The sequence below is a fragment of the Microbacterium xylanilyticum genome, from assembly GCF_054654695.1.
The window spans coordinates 2,299,903-2,320,474 of sequence record NZ_BAAIEN010000002.1 but is presented as its reverse complement, the minus strand read 5'-3'; the positions used below and the strand labels follow the sequence as shown (position 1 = coordinate 2,320,474).

The window sequence follows — 20,572 nt, the reverse complement described above, 5'->3', positions numbered from 1 at the left end:
GCGAGCTCAGCGCGCCTCCTCCGCGGCACTTCCGGCACGCAGCCAGCGGCCCTCGTAGCCTTCGAGGTCGACATCGAGGCGCCCTGACGACACGTCGATGTCGTCAGGACCGGAGGCGAGCAGGTCGCGCAGCGGCGCCCATCCCCGCAGCTCATCCCACTCGATCCGGGCCCGCGCGGACTCGTCCGCGAGGTTGTGCAGCGCGAGGAACAGGTCGCTCTCGCCGACCGCGGCGTGCGCGAGGATCCCCGGATCGCCGGCGTCCAGGACCACCGTGCGTCCCCACACGATCTCCGGGGTGGCCCGATATCGGCTGATGAGGTGCCGGATCCAGCCGTGCAGCGAGTCGGGGTCGTTCCGCTGGGAACGGACGTTGACCCGATCTGGACCGTACTCCCCCTCCGGGAGCGTGCGCACCAGCCTGTCGGCGGCGGGGGAGAACCCGGCCGTGCGGCCGTCGTGCCACTGCATCGGTGTGCGCACATCGAGGCGCTGTCCGGTGGGCGCGGCTTCGCCCATGCCGATCTCCTCGCCGTAGTACAGCATGGGAGCACCGGGGAGCGAGAACAGCACCCCGTACGCGAGCCGGAGGCGGCGCAAGTCCCCGCCCAGCATGGGCGCGAGCCGGCGGACGACGCCGCGTCCGTACACGCGTGTGCGCTCATCCGGCGCGAACGCGGCGAAGACGCTCTCGCGCTCCTCGGGGGTGCAGAGCTCGAGATTCAGCTCGTCGTGGTTGCGCAGGAACGTGCACCACCCCTGGCTGGCGTCCACCGCCGGACGGTGCGTCAGCGCCCGGGCGAGCGGTGCCGCGGTCTGGGTGGCCAGGGCGGCCATCGCGGCGCTCATCGTGCTGAAGTCGAACTGGAGGTCGAGCTCGGTGCCGGGTGCGCCGAAGTATGGCAGCTGACCGTCGTGGTCGAGGCCCACCTCGCCGAGCAGGACCACGCCCCCGCGGCGGCGCCCGATGAAGCGCCGCAGCTCGCGCAGGAAGGCGTGCGGGTGCTCCTCGTCGGCGGCGCCCGGCGTCTGCGTGAGGAACGGCACCGCGTCGATGCGGAACCCGTCGATGCCCAGCGCCAGCCAGTAGCCGACGATGCGGGCGATCTCGCCGCGGACGTCCGCATTGGCGAGGTTGAGGTCGGGCTGGTGACGGTAGAACGAATGCTGGTAGAACTGGCCGCTCTGCTCGTCCCAGGTCCACGTGCCGTCCTCTTCGCCCGGGAAGACGGACCCCGGATCCGGCGAGGGCTGATCCGACCAGATGTAGTAGTCGCGGAACGGGTTGTCCAGGGATGACCGCGCTTCGCGGAACCAGCGATGCTCGACCGAGGTGTGGTTGATCACCAGATCCGTGATCACGCGGATCCCGCGGTCGTGGGCGGTCCGCAGGAACTCGACGAAGTCGCCGGCCGTACCCAGCCGCGGATCGATGCCGAACGGGTCCGTCACGTCGTAGCCGTCGTCGCGGTTCGGCGTCGGCTGGAACGGCATCAGCCAGATGCAGGTCACCCCAGCTCGGCGAGGTACTCCACGCGCTCGCTGAGCCCCTGGAAGTCGCCGACCCCGTCGCCGCCGGAGTCCTGGAACGTCTCCGCGTCCAGGCAGTAGATGACCGCCGTACGCCACCACAGGTCGCTCAGATCCGCCGCCCTCATGCCGCCTCCCGCAGAGCGGGGAGCAGCTCCTTCTCGGCGCGCTCGAGGAAGCGGTGCTGGTCCTTCCCGACGTGATGCAGGAAGACGCCGTCGAAGCCCCCACCGAGCCGGCGGACGGCCGCGGCGAGCTGCTCGGCGGAGCCGGAGACGAGGACGGAACGACGCAGCTGGGCGTCGTCGGGCGGCCCGAACTCGTCGAACTGGTCCGGCAGGGTGAGGTCCCAGACGCGGTCGGCGGGGACGCTGGCGTGCCACCACTGATCGCGCGCCGCGGCCATCGCCGCCTCGTCGTCGTCCTCCAGGCACAGGTGGACCTGCAGGTACGCGGGTCCCCGGCCTCCGGCCTCCCGATAGGCGGTCTTGACCCGGCTCGGCTCGTCGCTCTGCGGAGCGACCGTGATCCTGCCGTCCGCCCACGACGTCGTCTCGGTCGCGGTGTGCGGGGACACGGCGGCGGCGAACAGCGGCGGTGGCACCTTCGGCAGGCTCCAGATCCGCGCCTGGTGCATCTGGACGGTGCCGGCGGCAGAGACCAGCTTCCCGCGCAGCAGATCCTGCATGAGCGCGGCGCTCGCGTGCAGCCGCCGGTCGCGCTCCTCCTTGGGCGGCCAGGGCTTGGCGATGATGTGCTCGTTCAGCGCCTCTCCGCTGCCCAGGGCGGCCCAGAACCGGCCGGGGAACATCTCGGCGGCTGTGGCGATCGCCTGGGCGAGCACCGCAGGGTGGTAGCGGCCCGCGGGCGAGGTCACCACGCCGATCGGGAACGCCGTCGACGCGAGTGCCGCACCGAGCCACGTCCAAGCATGTCCGGAGTGGCCCTGCCGGGCACCCCAGGGTGCGAAGTGGTCGGAGCACATCGCCGCGTCGAAGCCCGCCTCCTCGGCGCGCGCGATCACCCCCAGGAGCTCTCCCGGGGAGTGCTGCTCGTGCGAGGCATGGAATCCGATCCGCATGCGTACCTCCTCAGGACGCGCCGCGGCCCTCGCCGACGTCGGCGCGCTCGTCGTCCTCGCCCTCCGCCTGGCTCGGGTGCCCGGGCAGGACCGGATCCCTTCCGGTGTCCGGGTGGTCTGGATCCTCGCCCTCGGCCTGGCTCGGATGCCCGGGAAGCGGGATCTCCTCATCGGGTGCGCCGGGCTGCGCGTTCTCCTGCGGCTGGGACATGAGCCACCTCCTTCTCTGCAGTTCCCTCCTGCCCGACGGAACGCTACGTCCGGAGCCGGTCCCGGCCCAGGGGGTTGCCGTGCCGGGGCGTACGCGGTAGGGCCGATACGCGAGTAGGGTCGAGCCGTGGGACGCATCACGACGCGGCGACCGGTGACCAGGATCATGCTGGAAGACGCCGCTGGCAGCGGCACCCGCCGGATCGACACGCTCGCGGTGGAGGAGCCGCTGGAGATCCGCATCGGCGGGGCTCCGCTCGCAGTCACCATGCGCACGCCCGGTCATGACGTCGAGCTCGCCATCGGCTTCCTGGTGTCGGAGGGGGTGATCGCGGATCCGTCGGAGTTCCGCTCCGCCATCCATTGCGGCGGCCCCGGCACGGGCGGTGCCGAGAACACCTACAACGTGCTGGATGCGACGCTCGCACCGGGAGCCCGCGTTCCGACCGGCGACGAAGCCCGCCGCTTCTACACGACGAGCTCCTGCGGCGTCTGCGGCAAGGCGAGCATCGACGCCGTGGAGACGAGCTCCCGGTTCGATGTGGGCGACGACGACACGGTGGTCGAAGCCGACTGGCTCGCGGCGCTGCCCGACCGCCTGCGCGCCGAGCAGGCGGTGTTCGACAAGACCGGCGGACTGCACGCCGCCGCGCTTTTCGACGCGCGCACCGGCGAGCTGCTCGTGCTGCGCGAGGACGTGGGCCGGCACAACGCGGTCGACAAGGTCGTCGGCTGGGCTCTGCAGCAAGGGCGTCTGCCCTTGCGCGACGTGGTGCTGCAGGTATCGGGACGCGCGAGCTTCGAACTGGTGCAGAAGGCGACCATGGCGGGGATCCCGGTGCTGGCCGCCGTCTCGGCGCCGTCCTCGCTCGCTGTCGAGCTGGCGGATCGGGCCGGTCTGACCCTGATCGGGTTCAGTCGCGGGCGGTCGATGAACGTGTACGCGCACGCGCGGAGGATCCGGATCGAGGGCGAGCCGGTCGATGCGAAGGACAGGGAAGGACAGGTGCAGCGGTGAGCGAACGGGCACAGGGCACCGGGGCGCAGGATCCGGTCGCGAAGGAGACGCCGGTCGGAGGCGTCGCCTTCGGGCTGCTGCCGGCGCAGCCGCGCCAGGGCGGCTACGGTCCGGTGGCGAAGGGGGAGTGGTCTCGTACCCCGTACCGCCACCCGGCCGCCGGGTGGGGCGCGGCGATGTCCGTGGGACGCGTGCTGGTGCGCGAGCGCGAGCCGATCGCCGGATCCCAGGCCATGGTCACCATGAACCACGGCCGCACCGGCTACGACTGCCCGGGGTGCGCGTGGCCCGATGACCGCGGCAATCTGCTGCTGGACATCTGCGAGAACGGCATCAAGCACGTCACGTGGGAGATGACGCACAAGCGCGTCGACCGCCGGTTCTTCGCCGAGCACACCGTGACGGAGCTCGCGAGCTGGACCGACTTCGACCTCGAGGACCAGGGCCGGCTCACCGAGCCGATGAGCTACGACCCCGCCACGGACAGGTACGTGCCGATCAGCTGGGACGACGCGTTCGCGCTCGTCGGCGAGGAGCTGCGCGGGCTGGCCAGCCCCGACGAGGCCGCGTTCTACACGTCGGGACGCCTGAGCAACGAGGCGACCTTCCTGTACCAGCTGATGGTGCGCGAGTACGGCACGAACAACCTTCCCGACTGCTCCAACATGTGCCACGAGGCATCAGGACGGGCTCTCACCGCGTCGATCGCGACCGGCAAGGGCACCGTGGACCTCGAGGACTGGGAGAAGTGCGACGCACTTTTCGTCCTCGGCGTGAACGCCGCCTCGAACGCGCCCCGCATGCTGACCGCGCTCGCCGAGGCGGTGCGCCGCGGAGCGCAGGTGGTGCACGTGAACCCGCTCATCGAGGCGGGAGCGACCCGCACCATCGTCCCGCACGAGTTCGTGGACATGGCGCTGTTCAAGAGCACCGACACGAGCACGATGAACCTCCAGGTGCGTCCCGGCGGAGACTTCGCTCTGATCCGCGGCATGGCGAAGGTCGTGTTCGAGGCGGCGCAGACCGATCCCGCCGTGCTCGACCACGCGTTCCTCGCCGAGTACACGAACGCGTTCGAGGAGTACCGCGCGATCGTCGAGGTGACCCCCTGGGACGAGCTGGTGACCCAGGCCGGGCTGTCCGAGGAGCAGATCCGCGCGGCCGCCGCGGTCTATCTCGCGTCGGAGCGGACCGTGATCAGCTGGTGCCTCGGTGTCAGCCAGCACGAGCACGGCGTCGACACGATCCGCGAGATCGTCAACCTGCTGCTCCTGCGCGGCAACATCGGGCGCGAGGGCGCCGGCCCGTCTCCGGTGCGCGGCCACAGCAACGTGCAGGGTAACCGCACCTGCGGCATCGATCACCGGCCGCCGGCCTGGACCGACCGTCTGGCCGAGGTCTGCCGCATCGACCCGCCGCGGCACGGCGGCCTGGACACCGTCGGCACCGTCGAGGGCATGCACGACGGATCCGTGAAGGTGTTCGTCGGCATGGGCGGCAACTTCGTCCTCGCCGCACCCGACACGGTCTACACGGCGGAGGGCCTGCGCCGGTGCCGGCTGACCGTGCAGGTGAGCACGAAGCTCAACCGCAGCCACCTGGTGCACGGCGAGAAGGCGCTGATCCTGCCGTGCCTGGGCCGCACCGAGCGCGATCAGCAGGCCTCGGGTCCGCAGGGCGTCACGGTCGAGGACGCGATGAGCATGGTGCACCTCTCCACCGGCCGCAAGCGCCCCGCCTCGGCGTACCTGAAGTCGGAGCCGGCGATCATCGCGGGCATCGCGAAGGCCACGCTTCCCGAGTCGCGGACGCCGTGGGACGACTACGTGGCCGACTACGACCGGATCCGCGACGTGATGGCGCAGGTGCTGCCCGGATTCGAGGGGTTCAACCAGCTCATCCGCAACCGGCACGGCTTCCGGATCCCGCAGCCGGCGCGCGAACGTGTGTTCCGCACTCCGTCGGGCAAGGCGGAGTTCTCCCTGGCGGTGCTGCCCGATGTGATCCCCGCCTCGGCGGACACCCTGGTGCTGCAGACGATGCGTTCCCACGACCAGTGGAACACCACCATCTACTCGAACAACGACCGCTACCGCGGCGTGAAGAACCTGCGCGAGCTGATCTTCATGCACGTCGACGACATGCGTGACCGGGGCATCGCCGATGGCGGCCTCGTCGACATCGTGTCGACGTCGAAGGACGGATCCCAGCGCTCCGTGCACGCGTTCCGGGCGATCGCGTACGACCTTCCCCGTGGCAGCGCCGCCGGCTACATGCCCGAGCTGAACGTGCTCCTCGGCCGCAAGGACTTCAGCGCGCAGAGCGACCAGCCGCTCATGAAGAGCATCCAGGTCACGGTGGCGCCGACGGCCGCCTGAACGGCGCACAGCACGGAGGGCCGGACGCGCGGTGAGCGCGCCGGACCTCCGTGCCCGCCCGGCTCAGAGGTCCCGGGCGAAGAGGTCGTCCCAGGTCTCGCGGCGGATGACAGCACGGGCCTGTCCGTCGCGCGCGAACACCACCGGAGGGCGCCGGTAGCCGTTGTAGTTGTTGGCCATGGTGTGCGTGTAGGCGCCCGTCGCCGCGACCACGAGCAGGTCGTCGACGTGCACCTCGGGCACCCGGAGCGGGTCGATGAGCACATCGCCCGATTCGCAGTGCCGCCCGACCACGACGACGTCCTCCACGGCTTTCTCGTGCAGGCGCCCGGCGAGCGCGGCCTCGTAGCGCTGCTCGAACAGCGCCACTTCGAGGTTGTCGCCCATGCCGCCGTCGACGGCGACGAACGTCCGTGCGTCGCGCTTGACCGTGGTCACGCTGTAGAGCGTCACCGCGGACCCGTTGACCATGCTGCGCCCCGGCTCGATGATGATCTCCGCGTCGGCGGGGAGGTGGGCGTCCACGGCCGCGAGCAGGGCCTCGACGTACTCGTCCACCGACGCTGGATGCTCGTCGTACGTGTAGCGGGCGCCGAGGCCGCCGCCCAGGTCGTACACGTCGAACGTGCCGAGCGCGGCGAGCGGCGCGACGGCGGCGGCGAGTTCGGACGGATCCATGATCTGCGACCCGACGTGTGCGTGCACGCCGCGCATGCGCAGTCGCGGGCTCGCCTGGATCCGCTCGATCAGCCGCGCCGCCGCCGGCGCCGTCAGCCCGAACTTGGAGCCGACCTGCCCGGTCTGCACGTGCGGGTGCGTCGACGACTCCACCTCGGGGATCACGCGCACCAGCACGTCCTGCCGGCTGCCGGCGGGGACGAGGCGCTCGAGTCGGTCGACGTCGTCCGAGTTGTCGACGACGACGAGACCCACGCCCGCGTCGACGGCGATCCGCAGCTCCTCCGTCGTCTTGGCGTTGCCGTGCACCACCATCAGCGCCGGATCGACGCCCGCCCGCAGGGCGCCGAGGATCTCCCCGCCGCCCGCGACGTCCAGGCCGACGCCCTCCTCGACCATCACGCGCTGCACGGCCGTGGCGGGGAACGCCTTGGTCGCGAAGACCACCCGCGCGTTCGGGCGGCGCGACGTCAGCGCCGTGCGGTACTCCCGAGCGCGCGCCCGCAGCGCAGACTCGTCGACGATGATCGCCGGCGTGCCGAACTCGTGCGCCAGGTCGTCGACCCGGCACCCGGCGATGCGGAGGGTGCCGTCGTCGTCGACCGAGGTGCCGGCAGGGAGGAGTTCGAGGATGGGGTGCGACATGTTCTGCGTCCTTGGCGTCAGGGCGACCGCAGATGATGCGATCACGTCAGGGGAGTGCGGCGTCAGCCGGCGTCCAGGGCACGGCGCGGGACGATGACGACCGGCACCGGGGAGTGACGTACGACCTTCGTCGCGTTCGAGCCGAGGAAGACGCGGGCGACAGGGCCGAGACTGCTGGATCCGACGACCAGCACCTCGTCCGCATCCCACTCCACGTCATCGACGGCCGACTCCCACGTGTCGCCGACCCCGATCACCGTGCCGGCGAGCTGGGGCGCGTGCGGCAGGGTGGAGATCTCGGAGAGGAGCTGGGTGGCGTGCACGTGGATGTCGTCGGCCCACTGCTCGGCGATGCTGCGCTCGGCGTCGAGGCCTGCGCCGGCAGCGCCCGAGACGTTCGGCACGACGGCGAACGACGCGATGCGCAGCGCGGCGCCGACCGACGCCGCCACGGTCGCCGCGCCGAACACGAGGTCGGCGGAGGAGTCCGTGCCGCGGTAGGCGGCGGTGACCCGCCCGACGCGGGCATCGCCGCGGGTGCGGAAACCGCGCGGTGCGATGGCGACCGGCACCGCGGAGGCGTGCAGCAGCGCGTCGCTCTCCGAGCCCAGCGCGATCCGGCCGAGCGGCGCGGCCGACGACGACCCGATCACGATCATGCCGACGTCGTACTGCTCGGCGAGTTCCAGCAGCCCGCGCCGCGCGGACGGCGCCTCGTGCACCACGAACTGCGCGGGCACCGTGTCGCCGAGGACCGCGGCGGCGTGATCGAGCACCGTGTTGGCGGCGTCGCGGGTGAAGGCGTGCCACTCCGCGTCGTCTCGGCCGACCGTCCGCGGCCAGGTCTCCGGGATCACGGTCGTGACGATCAGGTCGGTGTCTGCGGAGCGTGCGAGCATCGCCGCAAGGTGCAGCACCGACGCTGAACGGCTCGCGGGGTTCAGGCCGACGAGCAGGCTCATCGGTCGCCCTCCGTCCGCCGCGCGGCTGCGGCCTGGCGCACCGCATCGGTGCTGGGCTGGGCGACCGCGCTCGTGTACGGCAGATCCGCCGCGGCGACGACCGGGTGGCCGACCGCCAGGGCCGAGTGCTTGCGCCCGTAGAACCAGTAGAAGACCAGGAACACGGCGGCCCAGATGAGGAACACCACGATCGTGATGACGCGCAGCTGCGTGATGATCGCGATGCAGCCGATGATCGACAGGATCGGGATCGTCCAGCCCAGCGGGAGGCGGAAGCCGCGCTCCAGCTCGGGTTCGCGGACGCGCAGGATGATCACACCGATCGACACCACGAGGAAGGCCACGAGTGTGCCGATGCTGGTCATCTCGGCGAGGAAGTTGATCGGCACCACGGCGGCGAGGATGCTCGTCGCGATCATCACGATGACGGTGTTGTTCACCGGGGACAGCGTGCGCGGGTCGACCTTGGCGAAGACCGGCGGGATCATCCCGTCACGGGACATCGCGAACAGGATCCGGGTCTGGCCGTACAGGCAGACCAGGGTGACCGAGAAGATCGAGATGATCGCCCCGATCGCGACGACCGTGCCCGGCCAGCTGGATCCGATGATGTTCTGCAGGATCGCCGCCAGGCCCGCGTCCTGGTTCTCGAACTTCTCCGGGGCCTGGGCGCCGAGCGCCGCGAGGCAGGTGAGCACGTAGAGGGTGATGATGATGCCGAGGGCGAAGATGATCGCCAGCGGCAGGTTGCGCTTCGGGTTCTTCGCCTCGTCGCCGGCGGTCGAGACGGCGTCCAGTCCGACGAACGAGAAGAAGATGATGCCGGCGCCGCCGACGATGCCGGCGAAGCCCGCCGGGGCGAAGTTGTGGAAGTGATCTGCATTCCATCCGGTGAACGCCACCGCGCAGAAGAACAGCACGACGGAGATCTTGACCACGACCATGATGCTGTTGACGAGGGTGGACTCGCGGGCGCCGCGCATGAGCAGCAGGCCGCACAGCACGATGACGATGACCGCCGGCACGTTAACGATGCCGCCCTGCTCCGGTGCCTGGGACAGCTGCACGGGCAGCTGCCAGCCGAACAGGTTCAGCAGCAGCTGGTTGACGTACTGCGACCAGCCGACAGCGACCGCCGCGGTGGAGACGCCGTACTCGAGCAGCAGACAGGCGCCGACCGCCATGGCGGTGCCCTCGCCGAGCGTCGCATACGCGTAGGAGTAGGTCGAGCCGGAGACGGGGACGGCGCCCGCCATCTCCGCGTAGCAGAGGGCGGTGAGGCCGGCGACGACGCCGCCGATCACGAACGACCAGATCACGGCAGGACCGGCGACGGGAACGGCCTGCGACAGGATGAAGAAGATTCCTGTCCCGAGGGTGCCGCCGACGCCGATCATGGTCAGCGAGAAAAGTCCGATGCTGCGTTTCAGGTGCACCTCGTCGGCGCCGACGGGCGTGGTCGGCTTCCGGCGCAGCAGCTGCTGGGCGATGGTGGGCATTCCAGTCTCCTTTGATTGGATGGGTGATCCTGCGCGCTATCCGGGTTCGGCAGGATCGGGGCTCAGTCTTCTCTCGGCACCCGGAACCGCGCTACATCGGGATCGACCGCGCCGCGGACGTATCCGCTGGGAGACGCGGCGACCGCCTGAAGGAAGGCCACGGTCTGCGCCGTGATCTCCTCGCCCGGGATGACGTTCGGGATCCCCGGAGGGTACGCGGCCAGGGTGTCGGCCGAGATGCGGCCGATCGCCTGCGCGGCGGGGACGAGTTCGGTGCCCGCGAAGTAGGCGTCGCGGGGGAGCATGCGCAGTGCGCCCGAGGGGGGCAGCGCGGGGAAGCCGGCAGCGTCGGCCTGAGCGCGCTCGGCATGCGCCTCCTCGGAGTCGACCGCAGTCGACAGCGCGCGATGCACGTGCTCGAGGTCGGGTGTCTTGCCGGCACCGATCAGAGCGACGAGCGCGGTGGCGGTCGAGATCTCGAAGTAGATCCCCTCGACCTCCAGGAGGTGCTGACGCAGCCAGTGGCCGCTCACGCCCGTCGCCGAGACGTCGATGGGGACCCGCAGCGGGTCGGTCGCGACGATGTCGTCGAACGCGCCGAATCCGTCGCTGAGAATCGAGAAGCGCGGATCCGCGCGCAGCGCGGCGCGGAAGGCGTTCGCTCCGGCGATCGACCGGCCGATCTCGTCGGCACCCGTCATCAGCGAGCGCCGCGCGATGTCGAGCGAGGCCGTGAGCAGCGCCGAGGACGACGTCGATGACGTGGTCGAGACGGCGCGTTCGATGAGCGGTTCGAGACGGTCGGCGTAGGGGCCGTCGCCGAGATGAAGCATGGCCGACTGGGTGAGGGATCCCGCGAGCTTGTGCGTGCTCGAGACGACGAGGTCGGCGCCCAGTCGGGTGGGGGATTCCGGCAGGTCGGGGTGGAACCCGAAATGCGGGCCCCAGGCGCCGTCCACGATCAGCGGGGCGCCGTGCGCGTGCGCGACCTCGGCAAGACCGGCGACGTCCGCTACCGAGCCGAAGTAGCTCGGCGAGACGATGTAGACGGCGCTCGCCGGCTGCCCGCGCTGGGCTGTGGTGGTGAGCGCGTCGTCGAGGGCGGCGGGGGAGACGCCGTGGGCGATCCCGTAGCGGGTGTCGACCGAGGGCAGCACGAACGACGGGGTGAGCCCCGCGGTGAGCACCCCGTCGCTGAAGCTCGAGTGCGCACTGCGCTGGGACAGGATGTTCGCGCCGAGGCCCCGCACTGCGAGCGCCGCGATCCTGTTGGCCTGCGAGGCGCCGCCGGCGAGGAACCAGGTGCGCCGTGCGCCCCAGGCGTCGGCGGCGAGCTCGAGTGCCTGCGCCAGCGGCGAGTTCTCGCCGAGGTCGATGTCGTCGAGCAGCATCGGGACGTCGAGCTGCAGCACACGCTCGCCGAAGTACTCCGCGAGACGAGCGCTGATGCCGCGGCCGTTGCCGCTGTGGCCCGGCACCATCAGCTGGATCGGCGCGCGGCTCGCGTGACGCTCCAGTGCGTCGGCGTAGGGCGTCGCATGGTGGCGGTCGGTGTCGGCGCCGAGCGGGATGCCCGGCTCGGACGCGGCCGCGGGCGACGGCGCGACGAGGACGGACTCGGAAGCGTGCATTCCCCCATGGTGAGGCTGCAGCGTTCGTCGAGGAATCCCCCGAAGTTCGCTCGGCCCCCATATCCTGTATGTGACTCAGTGCTCTTGGGAAGCCGGATCAACATAGGAGGTTGGTGTCTCATGGTCGATCTCCGTCAGCTCGAGGCACTCAGAGCGGTCCACGCCGAAGGATCCGTCACGGCGGCCGCGCGCCGGCTCGGCTGGGGGCAGCCCACGGCCGACTATCACCTCAAGAATCTGGAGCGCCTGGTCGGCGCCGAGGTGCTGGTGCGCTCCCCGCGGGGGAGTCGGCTGACACCCGTGGGGATGCTTCTGCTGGAGCGGGCGCAGGAGATCCTCACCCTCAGCGAGCGCGCGATCACCGACGCTCGGGAGCTGACGCAGACCGGCCGGACGCGGCTGCGCTTCGGCACCTTCACCTCGGCGGCGCAGCTGCTGCCGCCCGTCGTGCTGCGGCTCAACGATCAGGGGATCGAGCTCGACGTGGTGCTCGAGGAGGTGCCGTCGCTCGTGGATCGCAGCAATCGCGGCGAGGTCGATGCCGCGCTGGTCTACACGGTTCCCGGGTACGCACTCTCGTTCCGCTCCACCGTGGCGGCGATCGAGGTGCATCGGGATCCGCTCCTTCTGACGCTCCCGGTGGGCCATCCGCTCGCATCGCGCACCTCGATCGATGTCCCCACGCTGCTGACGCTGCACGACGAGCGGTGGATGTTCGCCGCGGCGCCGGGGGACTCCATGGACACCATCGTGGTCGACACTTTCGCCGCCGCCGGTCACACGCTCGAGATCGCGATCCGCACGGACGACTTCCAGGTGATGCTGGCCATGACCGGCGCGCGCATGGGGATCGGCCTGGTGCCCCGCCTCGCCGCCGTCGGAGCGCACCCCGGGATCGTGCTGCGACCGATCGACGATCCGGCGTTCGTGCGATCGGTCCTCGTCGCCGTGCCGGCGGCAGGATCCGCCCGGCGTCCGTCAGCGGCGGTGCGTCAGCTCGTCGCCGCGGTCCGTGACGGCTTCACCGCGCTGCGCGCCGAGGCGGAGGCCGAATGAGGGCCGCGGACGAGTGGTCCGCGGACACGCCCGGCGTCACGGAAACGAGGGCCCGATTCGCATCGGGCTGAGGCCGTGTTGTAAGCTGAGTGAGTTGTCGCGGGAGGCCGCGAACAGCGTCTGGGCCTGTGGCGCAGCTGGTAGCGCACCTGCATGGCATGCAGGGGGTCAGGGGTTCGAGTCCCCTCAGGTCCACCAAAACTCCCGGTAAAGCACCGAAACTTCACTCTCAGATAAGGGAGTTTGAATGTTTGGTAGTCGTTTACTGGACACTTCGCCGAGTAGTCGCAGGACGCTTTCGAGCCTCCTAGACCTATCTGGAAGGTACGCGGTGACGCCCGCGCACCTTCGGTGTATGGACAGCGGCGGCACCTCAGAGTCGGGACTCGGCAACTTCGTCTCGCTGGCCGAACTTGCCGCCGAGTTGAAGGTTTCCGTTCAGACGATCTACGACCTCCGAAGCAAGGGACGCGGGCCGCATGGGTTCCGTGTGGGCACCCAGTTGTCAAGCCCCGGGTTTGGTAGAGGCTCGGTTATACCCGTTCCATCGTTATGAGGGCGGGCAGGTTCGCGTAGTAGTTGGTCTCGGCCTCGACGGGTGGGAGGTAGCCGATCTCGCCATGGAGCCTCCGATGGTTGTACCAGTCGATGTATTCGGCGACAGCGATCTCGAGGTCATTGATGCCTGTCCAGGGGCCGCGGTTGCGGACCAGCTCGGCCTTGAAGAGCGAGTTGAATGCTTCGGCCATGGCGTTGATGCTCCTATTGTCGACGACGCGTGAATACTGACCCTCAGACGTCGGGGAATTTTGACCCCCTCCGACCACTCTTGGAGGGTGATCAGTTTGGAAGATTGGGCGGAGATCCGCCGGTTACATAGGGCCGAGGGCATGCCGATCAAGGCGATCGTGAGGCATCTCGGGGTGGCACGGAACACGGTGCGGGCGGCGCTCGCGTTGGATGTGCCGCCGAAGTATCAGCGGGCGGGTAAGCAGTCGTTGGTTGACGCTGCCGAGCCCGAGGTGCGCAAGCTGCTGGCTGTGGATGCGAAGATGCCGGCGACGGTGATCGCGGAGCGGATCGGGTGGGAGCACTCGCTGACGATCCTGAAGGACCGGATCCGGCAGATCCGGCCCGAGTACGCGGGTGTCGATCCGGCGGACCGGATCGTTCACGAGCCGGGGCAGGCCGCGCAGATGGATTTGTGGTTCCCGGAGCCGCGGATCCCGGTCGGGTTCGGGCAGGCGGGCATGCTGCCGGTGCTGGTGATGACGCTGACGTTCTCGAAGTTCCTGTCGGCGGTGATGCTTCCCTCGCGTCAGGCGGGGGATCTGCTGGCGGGCATGTGGCAGCTGATCGCGCAGGTCGGGGCGGTGTCTAAGACGCTGGTCTGGGATCGGGAGTCCGCGATCGGCGGGAAGGGCGTGGTCACGCAGGCGGCGGCTGCGTTCGCGGGGACGCTCGCGACGAGGGTGGTGTTGGCGCCGCCTCGGGATCCGGAGTTCAAGGGCATGACCGAGCGGAACAACGGCTACTTCGAGACGTCGTTCCTGCCCGGCAGGCAGTTCGCGTCGCCGGTGGACTTCAACGCGCAGTTGGCGGACTGGTTGCCGCGCGCGAACTCCCGCACGGTCCGTTCCCTCGGTGGACGTCCCGTCGATGTTCTGGACCGGGACCTCGCCGCGATGACGCTCCTTCCCCCGCACCCGCCGGCGACGGGGCTGCAGACGAGGGTGAGGCTCGGACGGGACTATTACGTCCGTCTCGACGGGAACGACTACTCCGTTGATCCGCGGGTGATCGGCCGGCTGCTCGATGTCACCGCGACGCTGACCCGGGTGATCGTGATCTGCGAGGGGCAGGTCGTCGCCGATCATGAGCGCTGCTGGGCGAACCATGCTGTCGTCACCGATCCCGTCCATGTCGAGACCGCGAGAGGGCTGCGGGCGACGTTCTCCGCGGCGAAGCGAGACCGCGAGCGTCAGCAGACCCTCGCCCGCCCTGGGGAGCGAGTGATGTTCCGCGACACGTCCGACTACGACGACCTGTTCGGGGTCCGTTTCGACCCGGCCACCGGGGAGGTGTTCTGATGGGCGCCGCGACGGACACGGCCGCAACGCTCGGCTACCTCTCTCGCGCGTTGAAGGCCCCGACCATCGGGCGGGTCTGGGAACAGCTCGCGACCACCGCCCGGGCGGAGGGGTGGTCGCATGAGGAGTATCTGACCGCGGTGCTGCAACGCCAGGTCGCCGACCGAGAGGCCAACGGCACCGCGTTGCGGATCGGCGGGGCGCACTTCCCTGCAGTGAAGACCCTCGAGGACTTCAACGCCGACCACCAGCCCTCGCTGCGCCGCGACGTCCTCGCGCACCTGGCGACGACGACCTGGATCCCGAAAGCGGAGAACGTGATCCTCCTCGGTCCTCCCGGGGTCGGCAAGACCCACCTCGCGATCGCGCTGGGGCACAAGGCCGCCCACGCCGGCTACCCGGTGCTGTTCGACACCGCCACCGGCTGGGTGTCACGCCTGCAGACCGCGCACCAGAGCGGGCGGCTCGAGCAGGAGCTGAAACGACTGCGCCGCTACCGGCTGCTGATCATCGACGAGGTCGGCTACCTGCCCTTCGACGCCGACGCGGCGAACCTGTTCTTCCAGCTCGTCGCGTCCCGCTACGAACAGGGCTCGATCCTCGTCACCAGCAACATGCCCTTCGGCCGTTGGGGCGAAATCTTCAGCGACGACATCGTCGCGTCCGCGATGATCGACCGCCTCGTCCACCACGCCGAGGTCCTCACCCTCGCCGGCGACTCCTACCGCACCCGAGCCCGCCGCGAGCTCCTCAAGACCCCGCCCGCCACCACGGCAGCGGAACACTAGAAACACGACCCAGGGGGTCAACTTTCGCCGACGAAAAGGGGTCAGTTTTCAGCCGTCGTTGACACCTATAGTTGTCAACCCATGATTTCGCCGGTTCTGGGGTCGGTCTTGACGAGGTGGTAGACCTCCCGGATCACGTAGCGCTTCAGGCAGCGGATGATGTCTCGCTTGCTTTTGCCTTCGGCGGTCCGTCGGGCAACGTAGGCGATCGTCGGCTCGTGGAACCGCATCCGGACGATCACAGTCCGGTAGATCGCGGCGTTCAGCTGCCGGTGTCCGCCGTGGTTGATCCGGTGCTTGCCGCTGGTCATCCCGGAGCCGGTCGGGATGGGACTGATACCGGCGAGCTTCGCGAACGCGGCTTCGCTTCTGATCCGCTCCGGGTTGTCACCGGCGACGATCAGGATTTCCGCGGCAGTGTCGACGCCGATGCCGAACTCATCGAGCAGGTGCGGGGCGCGCTGGAGCACGAGCTGCTCGATCTGCGCCTCGAGTTCCTTGATCTCGTCGTTCAAAGCGATCCACCGTTTCGCGATCGAGCGCAGCGCGTGACGGTTCGCGTCCTCGGGTGTCGCCAGCCCTCGAGGACGGAGCGCGGCGCAGTGCCGGGCGACCATCTTCTGTGTCTTCTTCGACATCTCCCGACGGAGGTCATCGGTGGCGTGCACGAGCATCGCCTTGAGCGTGATCATTGCCCCGGTGCGGTCCTTGACCGCGGTATCGTGCGCGACTTTCAGCTGTCGGATCATCTCGACGACGCCGTCCGCGGTCTTCGGGATCGCAGTCGCGAACCCGGCCAGCACAGCCCGGGCGGCGTTCTCCGCGTCGAGGGTGTCGGACTTCCCATTCAACCGGCGCAGCCGCCGGTCAGGCCGGCTGACCTCGATCACCTTGTGCCCGTGACGGCGGACGAACGAGGCGAGAGCGGCTCCGTAGGAACCCGTCCCCTCGATGCCGAACGCGATGATCTTCCCGAAGCCCGTCGCCCATTCCAGCAGCTGCCGGAACCCGGCCGTGTCGGTGGCGATGGTCAGCGTCGCGAGGATCCCGCCGACGGAGTCCATCACTGCGGCGACGTGGATGTGCTTGTGCGTGTCCACGCCGATCACGACGTGTCCGGAACGGACGGTCTCGATATCGGTCATGTGTGCTGTCTCCTTCACCGGTTAGCGTGGTGTCACGCTGTCGCCGGCGGGTGGACAGGACGGGCGTGAAGCAGGAATCGGTGACAGATTCGGTTTAGGCCGCGAGAGATTGCGGCTCGGTTAGCTTGGCTTCGAAGTCGATCGGCGTCAACCCGCCGAGGGTGTCCTGTGCTCGTTGGCGGTGATACTTCCGCTCGATCCAGACGACGATCGCGAGGCGCAGTTCCTGCCGGGTGGCCCACCGCTGCTGGTTGAGGACGTTCGTCTGCAGCAGCGACCAGAACGACTCCATGGCGGCGTTGTCTCCGGCGGCGCCGACGCGACCCATCGATCCGACCATGTCATGACGGCGCAGCTCGCGGGCCATCGCCCTGCTGCGGAACTGGCTGCCCCGGTCAGCGTGCAGGATGCACCCGGCGACCTCACCGCGACGAGAGACGGCGTTGCGGACGGCATCGACGGCGAGCTTCGCGGTCATCCGGTCGCTGATCGAGTAGCCGACGATGCGGTTGGAGAACACATCCTTGATCGCGCAGCAGTAAAGCTTGCCTTCGCTCGTCCGATGCTCCGTGATGTCCGTGAGCCACAGCCGGTTCGGGGCATCGGCGCGGAACACCCGCTGCACGTGATCGTCGAACACCGGCGGGCCGGTCTTCTTGCCCTTCTCACGTCGCCGGCGCTGCGCGGACGAGAGGATCCCGGCCTGCGAGCACAGCTTCCACGCCGTGCGCCGGCTCATCCGCCATCCCGCCCGGCGGGCTTCGTCGGCGAGGTATCGGTATCCGAACGTCGGGTCGTCGTGATGCGCGTCATGCAGCGCGTTGATCCGATACGCGCGGAGCATGTCCGCGTCCCTGACGGGATCGTTTCGCCACCGGTAGTAGGGCTGTCTTGCGAGCTTGAGGACCCGGCACGACACCGTCACGGGAATCCCCGCGTCGGCGAGCTCAGATACGAGCGGGTACGTCATTTTGGGGAGCCACCGAGTCTCAGGTTCGCCTGCGACAGATACGCCGCCGCTCGCCGGAGGACCTCGTTCTCCTGCTCGAGGAGGCGGATCCGCTTCTTCAGTTCACGTGCCTCGGCAGCGTCCGCGGCGGTCTGACCGGGACGGTTGCCTTCCTCGACGTCGGCCTGACGGAGCCAGTTCTGCAACGTCGCCTCGCTGATACCGAAGTCGGTCGCAACCTGCTTGATGGTGACGCCGCTCTCGCGGCTGCGAGCAACCGCGACAACGTCTTCGCGGAACTCTCTGGGATAGGGACCGGGCATGATGACATCCTTCCCGCCAGCGCCTCCCGGCACTAACGATCAGTTGTCACCGATTCGTTCCTCACGCCCGTTTTGTCACCGATTCGTTCCTCACGCCCCCTGGCCGCACGGTGATTGAGCGGGAAGCGCAGACGCAATTACTACGAAGTTGGGTTGTTCAGTACTGCACGCGCGTGGGTGCGATCTGCTTCATGCCGGGGATCGACGCCACGGTTCGTCCAGGTGCTGCGGCGTGTGCCGACCCTCGACACGCGCGCGGCCGCAGAGCGCATGGTGAGGGTTGAAAGCATACGCACGCTTAGAGAACGAGAGCCTCGTTCGCAAGAGCGCGAGACGCGCCGACGGTTGCAGCCCAGAGGGCCTCGTTCTGCCGGTCTACCACGTCGCAATGGGCGTTGATGCTTGTGAGCGCAGCGACTATACGTTTCTGCTCCTCGAGCGGCGGCAAGGGGATCAGCATCGCAGACAGCGAGTCTTTGTTGAGAGTGTTGCCCTTGATGGCGGCCTTCGACGTTCCCATTGGAGCGACAAGAGGAAGAACGCGGGCCAGGTACGCCGTGCACCCCGGGTCATGCGGATTGATCGAAACGATCGCTTCGTTGTGGTAGGCGGGGATGCCGAGCGTGGCGACCTTACCGATCGTGAGCTTGAAGCTCATCAAGAGTGATCCCGCGGACACAGGTGGAGTCTTGAAGACTTCGGAGGCCGCACGATCCGTGATCCGCTTCGCGGTTCGAGCGATGACCCCGCCCGGAGGCATATCGGCAATTGAGACCCATGGGTGTCCTTCAGCGTCGCTCCACATGTCCGGGTCTTTGGTGGAGGGCGTCCTACCCGCGCGGAAGGTCGCGACGTCGGAAAGCGTCGTCCAGATCCACGAGGCCGGTAGTTCCCAATGACCAGGAGCGTTGCCTTCAGCCAACAGAGTATTGCCCAACAACTCGCGTGGATCGCCGTCCTCCGCGCGCTGCTCCGTGAGCATACCTCTCGTCGCAAGTCGAAGCGCGTTGTCCCGGATGACGGAGGCTCCCTCCGGAACGGAGAGCATCAGGTCCAGGTTCTGGAGCATCTGATGGACTCCATGCGTCGCCGTACGAGCGCCCAGCACCCCAGTTAGGTCGCTTCGCAGACCTTGCTTGGCTTCGACCAGCGCCGCCTCCGCCACGGCTCGCGATTGGAGAAGTTCAGCGGCAGGTGCGTCGGCCTGCAACGCTCTGCGCGGATTCGGGAAGTCGAGATTGAAGTTCCGGGCAACGATGTCATCGATTGAGACGCGCCATGCGTTCTCGCTCTCCGAGCGGTCGCGCCACCACCCTCGCTCCCCGGCGAACTCCTCGAAGCGCAACGGCCGAGTTTTGGTGTAGGTCTTCTGACCCTCGGGGTACTGGTGTTCGTAGTACCAAACTTCCTTTGTAGGCGACCCCTTCTCGAAGAATAGGATGTTCGTCTTGATGGTCGTATACGGGGAGAACACGCCGGCCGGCAGGCGCACGATGGTGTGGAGGTTGCATTGCGAAAGCAGTCGCTCCTTGATGCGCGTCTTTGTCCCCTCACCGAACAGAGTTCCATCGGGTAGAACGATCGCGGCCCGGCCGTTCTCCTTCAGCAGCTCCATTACGAGTACCAAAAAGAGGTCCGCGGTTTCGCGCGTCCGGATATCGGACGGGAAGTTGTTCTCTACGCCGTCCTCTTCCATTCCACCGAACGGGGGATTGGTGACAATGATGTCTACCAGGTCAGCTGGCCCGTAATCGCGGAGTGGCCGCGCGAGAGTGTTGTCGTGTTTGATGAAGCTCGGCTCCTCCATCCCGTGAACCATCATGTTCGTCACGCAGAGAAGATGAGGCAGGGCCTTCTTTTCGACGCCTCGAAGGCTCCGCTTAGCGAGCGCGAGTTCTTGGGGCACCTGCGCCTGATTCCGCAAGGCCGTGAAAGCACCGGTGAGGAATCCGCCGGTGCCGCACGCGGGGTCGAGAACTGTCTCGCCCAGCCGCGGGTCGATCATCTCGATCATGAATTGCGTTACCGGCCGCGGGGTGTAGAACTCCCCGGCAGTGCCCGCGCTCTGCAGACCCCGAAGTATTGTCTCGTAGATGTCGCCGAATAGGTGGCGAGTCTCGACCTGGTTGAAGTCGATGTCGTGATTGATCAGGTTTACGACCTGCCGCAGAAGAGTTCCCGACTTCATATAGTTGAAGGCGTCCTCGAACACTCCGCGGAGAATGCTGCCCCGCAGTCGCTGCTTGGGCGTGAGCACTGCGAGATCAAGGTTCTTCAGCGCGGGGAACAGGTGAAGATTGATCAGCTCCAGCAACGCATCGCCCGTCGGGGCATTCTTGCCGAGCGCGTCCTCGTCTGCCCACGCGTCCCATTGGAGCTCTCGCGGAATGGGCGACTCGTACGAGCCGTCTTCGAGTTCCGCCTCAATCTCGAGGTCGCTGAAGATCTTGAAGAACAACAGCCAGCTCAGCTGGCCGATGCGCTGCGCATCGCCGTCGACGCCGGCGTCCTTTCGCATGACGTCCTGCAGTGCCTTGACCGTGGTCGAAAGTGACAACCGGATACCTTTCGGACAGCCGCGAGGCTGAA

Annotated in this window: 17 protein-coding genes and 1 tRNA gene; 6 read left to right on the top strand and 12 right to left on the bottom strand. The window is 68.4% G+C overall.

The features are described 5' to 3' along the window. Positions 1 to 6 precede the first annotated feature (6 nt). Genes ACYQ1L_RS11735 through ACYQ1L_RS11720 form a run of 4 tightly spaced genes read right to left on the bottom strand, consistent with a single transcriptional unit; the run spans position 7 to position 2,822 of the window. Positions 7 to 1,512, bottom strand: a complete 1,506-nt coding sequence (locus ACYQ1L_RS11735; protein WP_460004304.1) for an alpha-amylase family glycosyl hydrolase — start codon at positions 1,510 to 1,512, stop codon at positions 7 to 9. Next, positions 1,509 to 1,658, bottom strand: coding sequence for an alpha-amylase family glycosyl hydrolase (locus ACYQ1L_RS11730; protein ID WP_460004303.1), 150 nt, complete (start codon positions 1,656 to 1,658; stop codon positions 1,509 to 1,511). The genes ACYQ1L_RS11735 and ACYQ1L_RS11730 overlap by 4 nt, the downstream gene beginning before the upstream one ends. Next, on the bottom strand, positions 1,655 to 2,611 hold the full coding sequence (locus ACYQ1L_RS11725) for a TIGR03557 family F420-dependent LLM class oxidoreductase (RefSeq protein WP_460004302.1): 957 nt from the start codon (positions 2,609 to 2,611) through the stop codon (positions 1,655 to 1,657). The genes ACYQ1L_RS11730 and ACYQ1L_RS11725 overlap by 4 nt, the downstream gene beginning before the upstream one ends. A 10-nt stretch (positions 2,612 to 2,621) precedes the next feature. Beyond that, positions 2,622 to 2,822 carry a hypothetical protein gene (locus ACYQ1L_RS11720; protein WP_460004301.1) on the bottom strand — a complete coding sequence of 67 codons (201 nt, stop codon included), beginning with the start codon at positions 2,820 to 2,822 and terminating at the stop codon, positions 2,622 to 2,624. A 126-nt stretch (positions 2,823 to 2,948) separates the two neighbouring features. Between ACYQ1L_RS11720 and fdhD the strand changes: the two genes are divergently transcribed. Together fdhD and ACYQ1L_RS11710 are read left to right on the top strand one after the other, a co-directional pair. Next, entirely contained in the window at positions 2,949 to 3,839 is an 891-nt protein-coding gene (gene fdhD / locus ACYQ1L_RS11715) for a formate dehydrogenase accessory sulfurtransferase FdhD (RefSeq protein WP_460004300.1), read from the top strand. Then, the gene (locus tag ACYQ1L_RS11710) at positions 3,836 to 6,217 is read left to right on the top strand and encodes an FdhF/YdeP family oxidoreductase (RefSeq protein WP_460004299.1); all 2,382 of its coding nucleotides are present in this window, start codon (positions 3,836 to 3,838) and stop codon (positions 6,215 to 6,217) included. The genes fdhD and ACYQ1L_RS11710 overlap by 4 nt, the downstream gene beginning before the upstream one ends. Before the next feature lie 63 nt (positions 6,218 to 6,280). Here ACYQ1L_RS11710 and lysA read toward each other — a convergent pair whose 3' ends face one another. From lysA to ACYQ1L_RS11690, 4 genes are all read right to left on the bottom strand, one after another. Next, positions 6,281 to 7,540, bottom strand: a complete 1,260-nt coding sequence (gene lysA / locus ACYQ1L_RS11705; RefSeq protein ID WP_460004298.1) for a diaminopimelate decarboxylase — start codon at positions 7,538 to 7,540, stop codon at positions 6,281 to 6,283. Between the two features lie 62 nt (positions 7,541 to 7,602). Beyond that, entirely contained in the window at positions 7,603 to 8,502 is a 900-nt protein-coding gene (locus ACYQ1L_RS11700; RefSeq protein WP_460004297.1) for a universal stress protein, read from the bottom strand. Continuing rightward, the gene (locus ACYQ1L_RS11695; protein WP_460004296.1) at positions 8,499 to 10,001 is read right to left on the bottom strand and encodes an amino acid permease; all 1,503 of its coding nucleotides are present in this window, start codon (positions 9,999 to 10,001) and stop codon (positions 8,499 to 8,501) included. The genes ACYQ1L_RS11700 and ACYQ1L_RS11695 overlap by 4 nt, the downstream gene beginning before the upstream one ends. A 62-nt stretch (positions 10,002 to 10,063) precedes the next feature. Then, positions 10,064 to 11,632, bottom strand: a complete 1,569-nt coding sequence (locus ACYQ1L_RS11690; RefSeq protein WP_460004295.1) for an aminotransferase class I/II-fold pyridoxal phosphate-dependent enzyme — start codon at positions 11,630 to 11,632, stop codon at positions 10,064 to 10,066. Positions 11,633 to 11,752: 120 nt separating this feature from the next. Here ACYQ1L_RS11690 and ACYQ1L_RS11685 point away from each other — a divergent pair, with 120 nt between their 5' ends. Next, positions 11,753 to 12,688, top strand: coding sequence for a LysR family transcriptional regulator (locus ACYQ1L_RS11685; RefSeq protein WP_460004294.1), 936 nt, complete (start codon positions 11,753 to 11,755; stop codon positions 12,686 to 12,688). A gap of 122 nt (positions 12,689 to 12,810) precedes the next feature. Continuing rightward, positions 12,811 to 12,886 (top strand) — tRNA-Ala (locus ACYQ1L_RS11680). 335 nt (positions 12,887 to 13,221) lie between these two features. Here the strand turns inward: ACYQ1L_RS11680 and ACYQ1L_RS11675 are convergent. Beyond that, a complete protein-coding gene (locus ACYQ1L_RS11675) occupies positions 13,222 to 13,437 on the bottom strand; it encodes an integrase core domain-containing protein (protein WP_460004293.1) in 216 nt (71 codons plus the stop codon). Between the two features lie 87 nt (positions 13,438 to 13,524). On the opposite strand from ACYQ1L_RS11675, the gene istA reads away from it, so the two are divergent. Next, positions 13,525 to 14,778, top strand: coding sequence for an IS21 family transposase (istA, locus tag ACYQ1L_RS11670; RefSeq protein ID WP_460004292.1), 1,254 nt, complete (start codon positions 13,525 to 13,527; stop codon positions 14,776 to 14,778). Further along, positions 14,778 to 15,566: an IS21-like element helper ATPase IstB gene (gene istB / locus ACYQ1L_RS11665; RefSeq protein WP_460003683.1), complete on the top strand. Its 789-nt coding sequence runs from the start codon at positions 14,778 to 14,780 to the stop codon at positions 15,564 to 15,566. Before istA ends, istB begins: the two co-directional genes overlap by 1 nt. A gap of 74 nt (positions 15,567 to 15,640) precedes the next feature. On the opposite strand, the gene ACYQ1L_RS11660 is transcribed toward istB, so the two are convergent. The 3 genes from ACYQ1L_RS11660 to ACYQ1L_RS11650 form a co-directional block, all read right to left on the bottom strand. Beyond that, positions 15,641 to 16,711 carry an IS110 family RNA-guided transposase gene (locus tag ACYQ1L_RS11660; RefSeq protein ID WP_460003908.1) on the bottom strand — a complete coding sequence of 357 codons (1,071 nt, stop codon included), beginning with the start codon at positions 16,709 to 16,711 and terminating at the stop codon, positions 15,641 to 15,643. 94 nt (positions 16,712 to 16,805) lie between these two features. Further along, positions 16,806 to 17,983 (bottom strand): IS3 family transposase gene (locus ACYQ1L_RS11655; RefSeq protein ID WP_460003599.1). Its coding sequence is split into 2 segments (ribosomal slippage): positions 16,806 to 17,714 and positions 17,717 to 17,983, totalling 1,176 coding nucleotides; the frame shifts between segments, so codons are not numbered across the junction. A gap of 298 nt (positions 17,984 to 18,281) precedes the next feature. Continuing rightward, complete coding sequence (locus tag ACYQ1L_RS11650) at positions 18,282 to 20,540, bottom strand: N-6 DNA methylase (protein ID WP_460004291.1); 2,259 nt, start codon at positions 20,538 to 20,540, stop codon at positions 18,282 to 18,284. Positions 20,541 to 20,572 lie beyond the last annotated feature (32 nt).

Coding starts and splice junctions, on each gene's coding strand:
- ACYQ1L_RS11675 (WP_460004293.1), bottom strand. CDS start 13,437: ATGGCCGAAGCATTCAACTCGCTCTTCAAGGCCGAGCTGGTCCGCAAC.
- ACYQ1L_RS11725 (WP_460004302.1), bottom strand. CDS start 2,611: ATGCGGATCGGATTCCATGCCTCGCACGAGCAGCACTCCCCGGGAGAG.
- ACYQ1L_RS11660 (WP_460003908.1), bottom strand. CDS start 16,711: ATGACCGATATCGAGACCGTCCGTTCCGGACACGTCGTGATCGGCGTG.
- ACYQ1L_RS11700 (WP_460004297.1), bottom strand. CDS start 8,502: ATGAGCCTGCTCGTCGGCCTGAACCCCGCGAGCCGTTCAGCGTCGGTG.
- ACYQ1L_RS11695 (WP_460004296.1), bottom strand. CDS start 10,001: ATGCCCACCATCGCCCAGCAGCTGCTGCGCCGGAAGCCGACCACGCCC.
- istB (WP_460003683.1), top strand. CDS start 14,778: ATGGGCGCCGCGACGGACACGGCCGCAACGCTCGGCTACCTCTCTCGC.
- lysA (WP_460004298.1), bottom strand. CDS start 7,540: ATGTCGCACCCCATCCTCGAACTCCTCCCTGCCGGCACCTCGGTCGAC.
- ACYQ1L_RS11730 (WP_460004303.1), bottom strand. CDS start 1,658: ATGAGGGCGGCGGATCTGAGCGACCTGTGGTGGCGTACGGCGGTCATC.
- ACYQ1L_RS11720 (WP_460004301.1), bottom strand. CDS start 2,822: ATGTCCCAGCCGCAGGAGAACGCGCAGCCCGGCGCACCCGATGAGGAG.
- ACYQ1L_RS11690 (WP_460004295.1), bottom strand. CDS start 11,632: ATGCACGCTTCCGAGTCCGTCCTCGTCGCGCCGTCGCCCGCGGCCGCG.
- ACYQ1L_RS11685 (WP_460004294.1), top strand. CDS start 11,753: ATGGTCGATCTCCGTCAGCTCGAGGCACTCAGAGCGGTCCACGCCGAA.